The 13882-nt window shown below is 44.5% G+C and carries 11 protein-coding genes; 5 read left to right on the top strand and 6 right to left on the bottom strand.

Annotated features, from left to right (window positions below; translation table 11 throughout):
- Window positions 1-41 precede the first annotated feature (41 nt).
- A protein-coding gene (locus J3492_RS09445) for an IS3 family transposase (RefSeq protein WP_424108382.1) occupies window positions 42-1117 on the bottom strand; the annotation gives its coding sequence in 2 pieces (ribosomal slippage) (window positions 42-868 and window positions 868-1117; 1077 coding nt in all).
- 183 nt (window positions 1118-1300) lie between these two features.
- Between J3492_RS09445 and J3492_RS09440 the strand changes: the two genes are divergently transcribed.
- Window positions 1301-1576: an amphi-Trp domain-containing protein gene (locus J3492_RS09440; RefSeq protein ID WP_207991801.1), complete on the top strand. Its 276-nt coding sequence runs from the start codon at window positions 1301-1303 to the stop codon at window positions 1574-1576.
- 78 nt (window positions 1577-1654) lie between these two features.
- Here the strand turns inward: J3492_RS09440 and lplA are convergent, their stop codons facing one another.
- Window positions 1655-2674, bottom strand: a complete 1020-nt coding sequence (gene lplA, locus J3492_RS09435) for a lipoate--protein ligase (protein ID WP_207991800.1) — start codon at window positions 2672-2674, stop codon at window positions 1655-1657.
- A gap of 416 nt (window positions 2675-3090) precedes the next feature.
- On the opposite strand from lplA, the gene J3492_RS09430 reads away from it, so the two are divergent.
- The gene (locus J3492_RS09430) at window positions 3091-4836 is read left to right on the top strand and encodes a DUF4209 domain-containing protein (RefSeq protein ID WP_207991799.1); all 1746 of its coding nucleotides are present in this window, start codon (window positions 3091-3093) and stop codon (window positions 4834-4836) included.
- Between the two features lie 83 nt (window positions 4837-4919).
- On the opposite strand, the gene J3492_RS09425 is transcribed toward J3492_RS09430, so the two are convergent.
- The gene (locus J3492_RS09425; RefSeq protein ID WP_207991798.1) at window positions 4920-6518 is read right to left on the bottom strand and encodes a GMC oxidoreductase; all 1599 of its coding nucleotides are present in this window, start codon (window positions 6516-6518) and stop codon (window positions 4920-4922) included.
- A gap of 112 nt (window positions 6519-6630) precedes the next feature.
- The gene (locus J3492_RS09420; protein WP_207991797.1) at window positions 6631-6942 is read right to left on the bottom strand and encodes a Trp family transcriptional regulator; all 312 of its coding nucleotides are present in this window, start codon (window positions 6940-6942) and stop codon (window positions 6631-6633) included.
- Window positions 6943-7202: 260 nt separating this feature from the next.
- On the opposite strand from J3492_RS09420, the gene trpB reads away from it, so the two are divergent.
- Together trpB and J3492_RS09410 are read left to right on the top strand one after the other, a co-directional pair.
- Window positions 7203-8429 carry a tryptophan synthase subunit beta gene (gene trpB / locus J3492_RS09415; RefSeq protein WP_207991796.1) on the top strand — a complete coding sequence of 409 codons (1227 nt, stop codon included), beginning with the start codon at window positions 7203-7205 and terminating at the stop codon, window positions 8427-8429.
- Between the two features lie 152 nt (window positions 8430-8581).
- Window positions 8582-9484, top strand: a complete 903-nt coding sequence (locus J3492_RS09410) for a DMT family transporter (protein WP_207991795.1) — start codon at window positions 8582-8584, stop codon at window positions 9482-9484.
- 39 nt (window positions 9485-9523) lie between these two features.
- Here the strand turns inward: J3492_RS09410 and J3492_RS09405 are convergent, their stop codons facing one another.
- Window positions 9524-10684 (bottom strand): hypothetical protein, encoded by a 1161-nt coding sequence (locus J3492_RS09405; RefSeq protein ID WP_207991794.1) that lies wholly within the window; start codon window positions 10682-10684, stop codon window positions 9524-9526.
- A 497-nt stretch (window positions 10685-11181) separates the two neighbouring features.
- On the opposite strand from J3492_RS09405, the gene nemA reads away from it, so the two are divergent.
- Window positions 11182-12291 carry an alkene reductase gene (gene nemA, locus J3492_RS09400; protein ID WP_207991793.1) on the top strand — a complete coding sequence of 370 codons (1110 nt, stop codon included), beginning with the start codon at window positions 11182-11184 and terminating at the stop codon, window positions 12289-12291.
- A gap of 271 nt (window positions 12292-12562) precedes the next feature.
- On the opposite strand, the gene J3492_RS09395 is transcribed toward nemA, so the two are convergent.
- Window positions 12563-13828, bottom strand: coding sequence for a BaiN/RdsA family NAD(P)/FAD-dependent oxidoreductase (locus tag J3492_RS09395; protein ID WP_207991792.1), 1266 nt, complete (start codon window positions 13826-13828; stop codon window positions 12563-12565).
- Between the last annotated feature and the right edge of the window lie 54 nt (window positions 13829-13882).

Here is a 13882-nt window from a genome sequence, read left to right as displayed (position 1 = left end):
TGTAAATACCCCACTCTTAACACAACATCATCGTAGAATAATTAAGCCACCTGCCTGTACTCAGCAGGTGTCATATCATTAAGTGAATCATGGGGTCTTTCAGTGTTATAAACCTTGATCCATTCCTCAGTAAGCTTACTGACTTCATTTAAATCATTGAATAAATAACAATCCAAAACCTCATTGCGGTAACTGCGATTAAACCGTTCAATATAAGCATTCTGATAAGGACAGCCAGGCTCGATATAATCAATATAGATGCCATGAGCTGATGCCCAATCAGTAAATATGCTGGATGTAAACTCACTGCCGTTATCCACACGAATTTGCTTAGGATAGCCATGCCACTCGGCTAGCTGGTCAAGGTAGCGAATTACTCGGAGTGAAGGCATACTGGTACCAATATCAATGCCTAATACTTCACGGTTGTAATCATCAATCACATTAAAGGTTCGAAAGCGAATATTGTTGTGCAGCTTATCGCTCATAAAGTCCATAGACCAAGTATGACCCAATGCGTTTGGCACACTTAGCGGCTGGGGATTACGTGTTGGTAGCCGTCTTTTAGACTTACGGCGTAGGTTTAAGTTTAACGCTGTATAAACACGGTGTACTCGCTTATGATTCCATGAATAGCCAAGCTTGCGTATACGCTTAAAACACTTTGGGAAACCCCAACGATTGTGCTTGTCAGTAAGCTTGTTTAAGACATCGATAATCTCACTATCATCAGATAGTTTAGATTTATAGTAGTAAGCAGTTCGACTCATGCACACGACCTGACAGCTCAATGCAATACTGACACCATACTGCGCCTGTAATTCTTGCGCCCAGACTTTGCGCTCGGGTACAGGCGCTATAGCTTTTTTATGATATCTTCTTGCATTTGCGCTTTAAGGCTTAAATCAGCATACATCTGTTTGAGTCTACGGTTTTCTTCTTCAAGCTCTTTTAAGCGTTTGACGTCAGAGGCTTCCATACCACCATACTTGGAACGCCATTTATAGAAAGTCGAGCTAGCAATCCCGTATTTACGACACAGCTCTTTAGCAGGTATCCCAGCTTCTGCTTCTTTTAATATCGATACGATTTGGGTCTCAGTCATTCGTTTGCTCATATCAAAACTCCTTATGGGTATTTTATAAGAAATTCTACGTTTGAGCTGTGTTAGTTTAGGGGATAGTTACACAGCATTTGCGAGTTTATTGACATAGGCTTAATTGATAATTTAATTCTATAGGCTATTATAATAGTAGTACATGCCAGTATCTTTAAATGTGTGTGATAATGGAGCGCTATCATGGCCAAAGAAGTGAGGTTGTTTAAAAGTAAAGAACGAAAAAGCAGAGAAGAAGTGGTGGCGTTTTTGCATGAGTTAGCTGACAAAATCTCCACTGGTGCGGTGATACTCAGCCAAGGCACAGAAGACTTGCAGTTAGAGTTACCAGAGAACCTTACTTTGGAGGTTCAAGTCGAGAATGAAGAGAAAAGAAGAAAAGGCACCGAGCATAGCCTTGAGATCGAGCTCAAATGGTATGACAATGATCAATCGGCAAAAGGGCTAACGCTTAAATAACCTCTTAGCTTTAGTGGCTTATTATTTGAATAAGAAGGTGGGTTGACGAGCGCTTAACCCACCTACGTGTTTAACGAATTAACCTTCCATCTCACCAAGTAACCACTCAGACACATCGTCAATCTGCGCTGCCAAATCAGGATGCGCTTTGCCGAGCTCGGCAAGCTTGGCTTTTATCTCACCTCTATTATATTTGATGTCTGTTAACGTCTGCTTTAATAAATCAATCAGCTCGACGTTTAGCGCGTCAGAGAAAATAACCACGTCAGTAATCAGCGCTTGCTGAACATCCATATGCAAATCAATAATACCCCAATCAAAGCGGGTCTCGATATGATGACTAAACTGCGGCGTCTTACCAAAGCGCCAGTTCCAATCGGCCATTTGCTCATAATAAGCGTTTAGGCTGGGCTGTTTGGCGAGACTGGCTTCATCCAGCTCTTGTACTGGCACGGTGTCGCCAGAATCAGTGTCATGATAGTACTCACGAAACGCCTCGATAATGGCAGCAGATAAAGTCTCGTGATTGATGTCTTCATTAAACTCTACTAAGTTAGCCACTCTTGAACGTACCGATTTGATACCTTTGGCTTGTAATTTGAGCGGATGCGGATTGAGATAATCGCCGAGCTTTTGCATGTTGGCGTTGACCAATAATGTGCCATGATGAAAGCTGCGGTCGAGCGCATGTTTAAAGGCGCTGCCTGATATTTTCTTATCACCGACTTGCATGTCGTTACGTCCTGATTGCTCAGCGTCTATGCCCAGTTTTTTTAGCGCATTGATGATAATGGTAAAGTTGGCCTCTTGGTCGTAGTCGTCTTTGGGCGACAGAAAAGTAAAGTTGGTGTTGCCCAAATCATGAAACACTGCGCCGCCGCCACTCTGACGCCGTGCCAAAAACACCCCATCTGCTTCCATTTTGTCGATTTTGCACTCTACCCACGGATTTTGTGAGCGTCCAATAACCACGGTCTCGCTATTGCGCCATAAAAAGAGTGTGTGCGAGTCGGGATTGAGCGTATTAAATATCCAGTCTTCGGTGGCGAGGTTAAACCAGGGGTTGGTCACGGCGGATTTTAGGATGCGTAGTTTCATGGGTTGTCCCTTATTGTTGATAGTAGATACTCTTTATTGTTGCTGATGTAAGGTTTTAATTCAATGGGTGTGTGGTAGGGAAAGGCGGAGTGTTTTGGACGAGATTTTATAGGTTTTGAAAGAAAAGTATTTGTTGGAGCCAATTCTGCTATCCGCTTGTATCTAACTTGTCGATGGCGTGCGGACTGGTTTGTCTGGTGGCGTTCCAACATTCGAGCGACCACCACCAGCCATAGTCCGCATTGCCATCGTCGGCGTTAGGATACCGCTGCTATCAGGGCTAAATCGCTCTTGAAGCTGACCAGTGATATCTTAAAGCTTCACTTACTCCTATGCTATTATTGGGACTAAACTTAAGTAAATAAAAAAACTATTTCGCTGAGTAAAGTCTTGAATGGTTTTAACGGAGAATGGCGATGAATATTGAGCTAGCCCAGCTAATTAGTGAGTTGGATAAGTCAGATGAAAAGATTACCGAGTCATCCATTGCAACAAAGATTAATGAAGTTACACACGAAGATCCAAGTTCGGAGTCTATTGCAGAGAGAATTGCATTTGGATTTTGTGAGGACTATCAGCATAAACAGAGTGGTTGGGGTACTTACTTTGGTCCTATGATGGTATGGTTTGGAGATGACGGTAAGGTTTATGAAAGCCCTAGCATTTCTTCGATTACTGAAGAAGTTGTGGAACACTGGATAAGTAGATCAAAAAGCACCGCTAATCCAATATTAAAAGCACGTTATTGTGGTCTTATATGGGATTTTTCTAAACCTGCCATTAATAAAAAACCTGAATATACTATTGCCGTTGATTATATAAACGCGCTTCTTGAGATAACAGATAAAGGTCTTTGTAAGAATCCTACTGAAGCTATTAAAAAAATTATTAGAGCTTATAAGGTTGCAGTTGGCTTAAATAATAGCGATCTCATAAACAGGTGTATTGAAAGTGCTATCAATCTTGAAGGTCGTATAGCAGAGGACAGTAAAGCGGGACTTTGGGGGTTTTGCTTCGATCTTTTTGTTTTAGGTAAGAGCAAGTATTTATTCGAGGATCAAAGAGAAAAATTGATAGAAGATCTTGAGCAGCGATTAATTCGACTTTCTAAAGATAGCTCTCCATGGGGGTGTGAGTCAGCAGGCGTCCGTTTAGCAGATTATTATAGAGTTAAAGGAAACAAAGAAGAAGCAACTCGAGTGATAAAGGTAGTTGGTAAAAGTTTCGAGGATGCGTGCGATGATGTGGCACCTATACAAGCTTCTTCATGGTTGCAACATGTGCACAATATATATGTTAGCTTCAATATGAAAAGTGACATAGAGCGAGTAACTAGAAAGATAACCGAGATAGGTCCAAAAGTTGTAGATAGTATGCAGTCCTTCTCTCACAGCATAGAAATACCAAAAGAACAGTTAGAAGCTTATCTCGACTCAATGACAAATGGTGGTCTAGAAAATACACTTGTAAGAATTGCAGCACATTTTATTCCAAAGAAAGATCAAGTAGAGGAACAGGTTTTAGAGCTAGCAAAAAATTATCCGCTGACATACTTGTTTACTAAGACACTTCAAGATCACAAAGGCAGACCTATCGCAAATATTGGCAGCGTTGAAGACGATTTAGAAGGGCACGTGATTCACCAACTTTCTAGTAATTTAAATACTAACGCCTTTTTTCTTAAGCATTCATTAAAAAAGGCCTTAGAAGTTTATAATATAAAAGTGCAAGATTTGGCTGACTTTGTATTAGCGTCACCTATATTTGAAGAAACAAAAAAGGATCTTATCCATGCTGGTTTACAAGCGTATTTGGATCAAGATTATATTTCAGCAATACATATATTAGTACCTCAAACAGAAGCTGCTATTCGGTTGTTAGTCGAATTAACAGGAGGGGCAACTTCAAAAAGAAATAGGCAAGGTGGGTTGCAGTTAAGAACCTTTGATGACTTACTTAGAGATGAGAAAGTCCAAGAATGCTTTGGTATTGATTTATCATTTTATTTTAGAATATTACTCACAGAGCAGAGAGGTTGGAATATACGTAATGACGTATGCCATGCGATAAGTCCATCAGAAGCATTCAATTGCTCTGTAGCAGATAGGGTTATGCACGTACTTCTTTGCTTGGCGCAGGTAAGAGTGACAAACGGCCAATAAGTTATTTCTATAAGAATTAGTTAGATAAAAAACGCCCCTTAAGAGCATTTTTATCCAACCAATCCTTATAGATATTCAGTCACCTACCCAAAATCTTCCCTCAAAATCCTCGCCATATTCCGCTCAGCAAGCCCAGTGATAAACACATACGGATTGACGCCTGCGCTACCGGGGATTAATGCGCCGTCTTGCACATAGATGTTGCTATGTCCTTTTACGCGGCCAACCTCATCAGTCGCTTTGCCTAATACGCAGCCACCAAGCGGATGATAGCAAAAATCATCGCCAAAGCCATTATTGAATAGCAGGCGAGCCTTGGCGCCGCCGTTGGAAGCGCCAAGTTTGTCTAATAGCTCTTGGGCAGCATTTACTGAGTACTGATTTTGCGCCCGCTTCCAGTTGAGTTTGACGGTTTTTGTGGCGGTATCGTAATAATAGTTGCCACGCTCTGGGTTGTCAGTGATGGCAAGATACAGCGTCGTCCATGTCTCAAGACCGAGTGGCAAGGGTGCAAGTTCGGCAAAGATTTTGTACTTGGAGCCGCCTCTATCACCATCCCATAGGTTGATGCCTTTGACAGGGATGGTAGATTGAGTGGTGCCAGCAGAGTATACAAAGTTGCGTCCGGTCATGATATTACCATTTGGTCCCCAATACTGACCAATGTGCTCGTTTAGGTTATTGAGTTTGCCTTCAGCTTGGCTTTTGAGCAGCAGCTCTGAGGTGCCAGTACTGCCAGCATTTAAAAACAACTTATCACAGGTATAATGTTCTATTTTATCGATACCGCCAGTAGTATTGAGGACATAAACTTCCAAGCGCAGTTGGTCATTATCGAGCGCTTGAATGCTATTGACTTTACGTAGGGTTTTAACGGTGACGTTGCCGGTGATTTCGGCATCTTTTAGGTAGGTTAGGTCGAGCGAAAACTTGCCGGCGTTATTGCCATAGATGACTTCGCCGCCCAATGCTGATGGATAGACCTCGCCTTTGGCCTCACGTTGCATGTAATCAAAGTCATAGCTGTTGCCAAAAAACTCAGTTTTAAGCCCTGCCCTCGATGCTTGGCGTTCAGCGGCGCGAGTAAATTCATAATGCTCAGATTGATTGAAAAATGACTCGGGGATTTGGCTGACTTTGAGGGCTTTCATCGCTTTTGGAAAATAAGTATCGTACATCTCATCACTATCAATCCACGGAAAGACGGCTTCGAAATGCGAGCGTCTAGGTTGGATAGCAATCGCCCCATTGACGATAGAGCCACCGCCATAAGCTCGCCCGGCAAAAACTTTCATCTCCTCATATTCAATCAGGTCTAACACGCCAGGGTACTTTCTAATCGGGATGGGAATGGGAATCGGGGCGTTAGGTCTGTTGCGAAACCAACTAGAGCGTTTGTCCGCAGTGATCATCTGACAGAAAGTATCGTGCTCAGGCGTTCTGTCCCAGCGCATACCCATCTCTAGAATGAGTACTTTATGACCCTGCTCGCTGAGCCGTAGCGCTGATACGGCGCCGCCATAACCGCTCCCGACGATAATATTGGGAAAGTGCCCAACTTGGGTCACGGTGTTAGGTAGCCTTGGCTGCTTGGCCAGCGTTTGGCAGCCACTCAGGGACGCTGCAGTGCTGATTGTGGTTACCCCTAACCCCATAGATGTGATAAATGTGCGTCGTTGCATGCTTTGTCTGGCCTCTGGCTGTTGTCATAACTAAGGTCAGTCTAACAAACAAAAATCTCTTTATTATTGCCTGACTGGTGTTTTACGCTACTTACGAGTCATTGTTGCACACTCAAATCCCAATCACCTCTCCTATATCAGGCAATAGCTCATCAATCTGGTGTTGGCTAAACACCTTAGCGCCCCTCGACACCGTTGCGATACCGACACCAAGCTGGGCGCTGATCTCTCTTTGGGTCATGCCTTGCTGCAGTAGGGCAAATATGGTCAAGCGATTGGCCAGCTCCGTTTGCTCTTTTTCCGTCATCAGCGCATCAAATATCGCTGATAGATGTGCTCTGTCATCTGTTTCGACCAGTAGTTTCAGTAGATAATCATAAGCGTCGTTTGCCTGATTTTTCGCCTGAATGTCTTTTTTTGACATCTTGATATCCTCTCAAATGAATCAAAACAGCTAATAAATACTTTCAAATCAATTCTAGTTATTGACCTTAAACAGGACTTCACTTAAAATACGTTTCAGCGTACTAGAACATGAATACAACGGCCTTATTATAACGCTATAAAAATAATTTGCTCGAACAATTTTAAAACGCCAAAGAGTCACATACCACAGTTTTCAATATCATAATTTTTAACGATCATAATTTTAACGATCACAGTTTCAGATATTAAGGGTTAACGATGACAACAGACAATGCAACAGACAGCTATGGTTTACATCAGTCGATTTTGCCGAGTAGCGAAGGGCTATACGGAGAGTTTGGCGGCAAGATTGGTCACCCTGAGCTGGCCAAAGCCATGGATGAGATAGAAAAAGGCTTTCGTGAGATCATCAAAGACGATGACTTTATTCAGGAGATGAAGCGCTTGCGTGAGACTTATGTCGGCAGACCCAGCCCGATATTTCACGCCAGACGCTTAAGTGAGCATTGCGGCGGGGCGCAGATTTATTTTAAACGAGAAGACCTCAATCATACTGGCGCTCATAAGATCAATCATTGTTTGGGTGAAGTGCTGCTGGCAAAAAAACTCGGCAAAACCAAAGTTATCGCTGAGACGGGTGCCGGACAACACGGTGTGGCTTTGGCCACGGCAGCGGCCTTGATGGGCGTCGAGTGCGAGATACATATGGGCGTGGTCGATATCGAAAAAGAACACCCCAATGTCAGTCGTATGAAAATCTTGGGCGCCAAAATCGTACCGGTATCACAGGGGGCAGGGACGCTAAAAGAAGCGGTCGATAGCGCCTTTGAGAGTTATTTAGCAGATTTGGACAACAGCATGTTTGCCATTGGCTCAGCACTTGGCCCTGCGCCATATCCCGAGATTGTCAGCTACTTTCAATCTGTCGTTGGCCGTGAGGCTCGGGCACAGTTTTTAGAGACGACGGGCACGCTGCCCAATAAAGTCGTGGCTTGTGTCGGTGGCGGATCTAACGCTATAGGTATCTTTAGTGGGTTTTTGGATGATAAGGAGGTAAAAAAAGTAGGCGTAGAGCCTGCAGGTGAGGGCTTGGATACGTTGAATCATGCAGCCACCATGACCTTAGGAACTAAGGGCGAAATTCACGGTTTTAAATGCTATGTCCTACTCGATAAGGACGGTGAGCCTGCACCTGTACATTCGATAGCTTCTGGTCTGGATTATCCGGGTGTCGGGCCACAGCATTCGCTACTCAAAGACAATAATCTGGCGACTTATGATTCGGCGACAGACGCTGAGTGTTTAGAGGCGTTTATGGCATTATCACGACTGGAGGGTATTATTCCAGCGCTTGAAACTGCCCATGCGATTGCTTATGCGATGAGGACTGCTAAGGATATGTCGCCAGAGGACACTATTCTGGTGAATTTGTCAGGGCGTGGTGACAAGGACATTGATTTTGTATTAGATAAGGTGACGCTGTAGCAGATAACCACCAACAAGCCGCACTTAATCTGTACTTAGCCTATATTTAATCAGCTGCTATCTATAGAATAGACTGTCATCATTGCCATGTTTTATAACATGGCATTTTTAATGACTGACAAAACAGTCTCCGTGCTGAATAGGATTGGCCCATGAGCAAGCGCGACCTGATTACCTTTATTACGCTGTCCTTTATGTGGTCGCTGTCCTTTGTGTTTTACCGTATTGGTGTACCTGAGTTTGGTTCGCTGGCGTTTGCCAGTCTGCGGGTGATATTTGCAGGACTGGTCATGCTGGTCTTCATCTTGGTCAAAAAGAAAAACCGTGAAGGTCTGCGCAAAAACTGGCAGCTCTTAGCACTCGTTGGTATCTTCTCTGCCGCTTTGCCTTTTGTGCTGTTTTCACTTTCTGCACAGTCGGTCAATGCTGGGGTGTTGGCGGTACTCAATGCCTCTGTGCCGATGATGAGCGGCTTTATTGCCAGTACCTTTTTTAAAGACAGATTGTCAAAAAAGCAAGTGCTTGGTCTGGTCATCGGGGTGATCGGCGTGACTATTTTGATGAGTGAGAGTTTGTTTGCTGGCAATGAGTCAGCTGAGGGCTTACTCGCAGGTCTATTGCCGATGGGTTATGCGCTGCTAGCCTGTGTCGGTTATGCAGTCGGCGCCAATATCACTCGAAGCTATCTGTACCATGTGTCCCCTGTGGCCATTACGGCAGGCTCGCTGATTATTGCGAGTGTCCTGATGCTGCCGGTGGCTGCTTATGAGTTTCCTTACGGTCAAAGCATCAGTCTACAAGCATGGGTAGCAGTGATCTGTATTGGTGTGTTTTCTACTGCAATTGCGCTAATCTTTATGAATCAGCTGATCAAAAATATCGGGCCGACACGAGCGACGAGTATCACCTTGGTCATTCCTATTTTCGCTATTATATTGGGCTATGTACTGCTTGGTGAGGCGTTGGATACACGAGCGGTCATCGGCTCTATCGTGATATTGATTGGTACTTATCTGTCGCTTGAGCTGTCTATCACAAAACTGCTAAGGTCATAGCTTATAATAGTCAGCTCAAAAGTGAATAGGGTGTGCTTGTCATTCAACCTTCTCATCTCGACAAATGATACCGTTTAGGCAGTTTTTATCCCGCACCGTGTCCCATGGTGCAAAGAGTGCTAAGGCTTGCATCAACTGATAGTGTGCTTTTTCTTCGGTATTGATGGGCTGGCCGTTGTTATCCTCGTCAGGTATCGGGTATCGCTGCTGACGCTCATTATCTGACAGCTGCATAAATGCCAAGAGGGTTTGTGCATTCTGTGTCAGACGACTGTCTGTATGCTCAGTCAGTTGCATCATCAAGCGCTCATTGGCGGGAATATAGAATTTTCGGACATCCTTATCAGTCCACTGTACGTTGTTGGCGCCAAAAAACAGCAGGTAACGATACAGGTCAAACAAAGTTTCAGCATGGTCATAAAATCGGCTGTCAGGATGACGCTGCATAAAATCCTCCCAAAACACAGCACGCTCAATCAGTGCTTCAAAGGACAATGCCACTGCGTTATCAAACCAAAATGCGCTCTGATTGTCTTGCGCCATACGTTGGACAAACTCACTCTGATCATCTGCTAAATAGGGAGTAAAGATATCTGCCATCGCTGCTAGGTCATGATGAAATTCAAAGTCATTTGCCCCCAAGTATCTGATGCTAACGTCCGCATTGCTTCTGATCAAACCAATAAGATAGCGAGCACGAGGGCTGATCTTTCTTAATTGTGCCACGGCGATACTTTTGCCTTGTTTTACATTGTTCATGACGGTGAAAAAATCTGCGTCATCTATAGAGCTGTCAGACTGCAAAAACCGTGCGTACATCGCTTGATAGTCTTGTAGCCATTGCAGTACGGAATCCTCATCAGCTGCTGGTAAGCACACTTTTAGCTGACGCTGAACTGCTCGAACGCTTTCGATTTTACTTGTATGATCCACAGCATTTATATGGTCATCAAGCTTAGAGCAAATCAGCTGATCCCTTAACTTGTCTTCGGACAAATTCACCAGTGCTGTGGTGAGCTCTTTTGGTGTTTTGGCTTTTGCTAGTGGCTGCGCATCTGGTGAAGTAGTGGTTTGTGCAGAGGTTGCGGCGATATCCTCGTCTGAGGCATCAGACCTATCTGTAGGAGAAGGAGGCTGGCAAGCCGTGAGAGCAAACAATAAGCTGGCACCGATGATAAGAGGTATTTTGTTCTTTGCCACAGACGACATCCTTTGAATGGTTGGGAAGCTCATACAACATCAACGACTTTACTAGGGCGTGTCCTCAATTCAATCGAAGGATACCTAAATGGGCTAAAAATGGCTAAATCTTGCCAAACAGCGTTAAATAGCTAGGTAATATCCCGATATTATCTGCGCTATTTTCCTTGTTTGACGGCAATTTATCTCATTTTTATCTCCATTTTTAAAATGAGGACACGCCCTCTAGGGTGGGTCATTGATTCAATGATGAGAGTGAAAAATATCAATGTTTAAACGGATAACACAGCCAGCCTTTATGGTTTTATAACACAGCTTATCGGATCATTTTTAAAACCTGTCGTTTTTAACTTGGTGTTGCCGTTTGTAAAGTCAGCTTGAATAATAGCCTATACCCCTTATAAAGGAAATCGAAAACCATGCTTTCAGACAGACGCTTTTAAGCATGATTAAACAGCTTACCAAACGGTTTTATACAATAACAAACAAGGCTTATTATGGCACACGATAACTTATTTGCACCCATCAAAATGGGCACGCAAACGCTAAAAAATCGCATCTTTATGGCACCCTTGACCCGCCTGCGTTCAATCGAGCCAGGTGATGTGCCAACGGCGCTGGCTGCAGAGTACTACTCGCAGCGTGCAGGAGCAGGCCTCATTATTACAGAAGCGACGCAGGTTTCTTTTCAGGCCAAGGGCTATGCAGGTGCGCCTGGTATTCATACCCAAGATCAAACCACAGCATGGAAGGCCATCGTCGATAATGTCCATGCCAAAGGCGGCAAAATCGTCGCACAGCTGTGGCATACAGGTCTTGTCGCTCATAAGAGCGTACAGCCAGACAGCAAAGCGCCAATCTCAGCTTCAGAGGTCAAAGTCGGTGCTCGTACCTCGCTGCGTGATAGTGATGATCAGGCGATTCGGGTGGAGACGACACCGCCACGTGCTGCGACTTTAGATGAGATACAGCAAGTGATTGCAGACTTCGCTCATGCGACCAGATGCGCAAAAGAAGCTGGATTTGATGGGATTGAGATACATGGTGCGCATGGGTATTTGTTGCATCAGTTTTGGGTAGAGCACACCAACAAGCGTGATGATGAGTATGGCGGTAGCCGTGAAAACCGTGCACGTTTAACGCTGGATATCATCGATGCTTGCGTTGATGCTTGGGATGCGGACCATGTCGGTATTCGTATCTCACCGCAGGGTACTTTTAATGCGGTAGAGGCTGGCTATGATGAAGAGGATAATCTTTGGCTCATTGAACAGATTAATAAGCGTGGCTTGATGTATCTGCATTTATCAGAGCCTGATTGGGCAGGGGGGACGCCATATAGTGACCAATTCCGTCAACGTATCCGTGAGGCCTTTGATAATATGATTATCGCTGCTGGTGGTTATACTGCTGAAAAAGCCGAGACAAATATTAAGGCAGGTTATATTGATGCGGTGGCTTTTGGACGTGACTATATTGCCAACCCAGATTTGGCACAACGTATCCGCCAAGATGCGCCTTTAAATGAGCAGCATCCGCAAACCTTTTATGGCGGCGGTACTAAAGGCTATACCGACTATCCGTTTTTGGATGAAAAACAAGCTTAATATAGTCAGCTCGAAATAAAATCGATACGTTGATGTTATCGTGCAGTTGGTATAAATTTTCCTTGCGTGCTGTTATCACAGAGGCTGCGCAACTGTATTTTAAAAGAAAGCATCCCAACCGCACTGTATCGTTTTTAAAATGGGTTAACTATATTACAGCAAAAAGATGAAATTTTAGTTCCTATATTAGCCAAGCCCCGATAGCGTAATGCTGTTGGGGCTTTTTATTATCTTTTAATGATACAACCAAACGATATAATCAACTACTTCCTTAAACCACCTCACCGCAGACAAAGCCACTTGCCCATGCCCACTGGAAGTTATACCCACCAAGCCATCCTGTGACATCGAGTACCTCACCAATGAAGTAGAGGCCATTTTGCAGATTACTTTGCATGGTTTTCGACGATACCTCATCAGTTTTGACACCGCCACGTGTGACTTCGGCGGTGCGATAGCCTTCTGTGCCAGAGGGCTTGAGCTGCCAGCTATTAAGCGTATCGCCAATCTTCATCAAACGCTCATCTTTAATATTAGCCAGCTCAGTGTCTTTGATGTCTTCCCAAAGATGATGTTGTAATGCCGCTAACAGCTTTTTGGGAAGCGCATGGTCGGTGCTTTCAGACAGTACGGTGCGTATCAGTTGTTTAGGGTGCGACTTCTTATGAGTTAGCAGCAAGTCAGTAACCTCAACTTCAGGTAACAGGTTAATATTGATGGTCTCGCCCAGATGCCAGTAGTTGGACAGCTGTAGCATTGATGGACCCGATAAACCTCGATGGGTAAACAGTAGCGGCAGCTTAAAGGAAATACGCTCGTTACTGGCAATCACAGGTAGGCTGATACCTGCCAAAGAGCGAATCAGCTCACCGGTTTTATCGGTAAAGGTAAAGGGCACTAGGCTTGGGTCAGTGGCCATGATCGTATGACCGAACTGTTGTGCCAGCTCATAACCAAGGCCAGTTGCGCCCATTGTAGGAATCGACAGGCCACCCGTTGCGACCACCAGCGACTCACAGCTGTATGTGTCCTGTGAGGGCTGAACGCCATGTGTGCTGTCTTTTTTCCCTAGCTTTTTAGAGGTCGTGAGCCAAAACCTTTTATGCGCATCATGATGAGCATCGATGTTATCAATCTGGGTGTTGATACGTATCTGTACCCCGGCGGCAGCGCATTCATCGAGCAGCATAGTGACGATGTCTTTGGCCGAGTCATCACAAAACAGCTGACCATGCTCACGCTCGTGATAGGCGATGTTATGCGCTTCTACCATGGCGATAAACTCCCAGCTGGGATACCGGCTCAATGCGGATTTAAAAAAATGTGGGTTGGTGCTGATAAAGTGCTCAGGTTCGACGAAGTAATTGGTAAAGTTACAGCGACCACCCCCTGACATCAGGATTTTTTTACCGACTTTATTGGCATGATCGAGCACCAACACACGGCGCCCACGACGACCTGCAGTCAGCGCACAGTACAAGCCTGAAGCGCCTGCACCGATAATGATGACGTCATAATGGGTAGGAGAAGTATTCATTGTGGTTAGAATCCATAAAGGGTGGTCGATAAAGTCTAAAGACTAGCGTAAGCA

It is taken from the genome of Psychrobacter coccoides (genome assembly GCF_017498085.1).
GTDB classification, from domain to species: Bacteria; Pseudomonadota; Gammaproteobacteria; order Pseudomonadales; family Moraxellaceae; genus Psychrobacter; species Psychrobacter coccoides.
The sequence above is the reverse complement of the archived record's forward strand: the minus strand, read 5'-3'. Positions and strand labels throughout refer to the sequence as shown.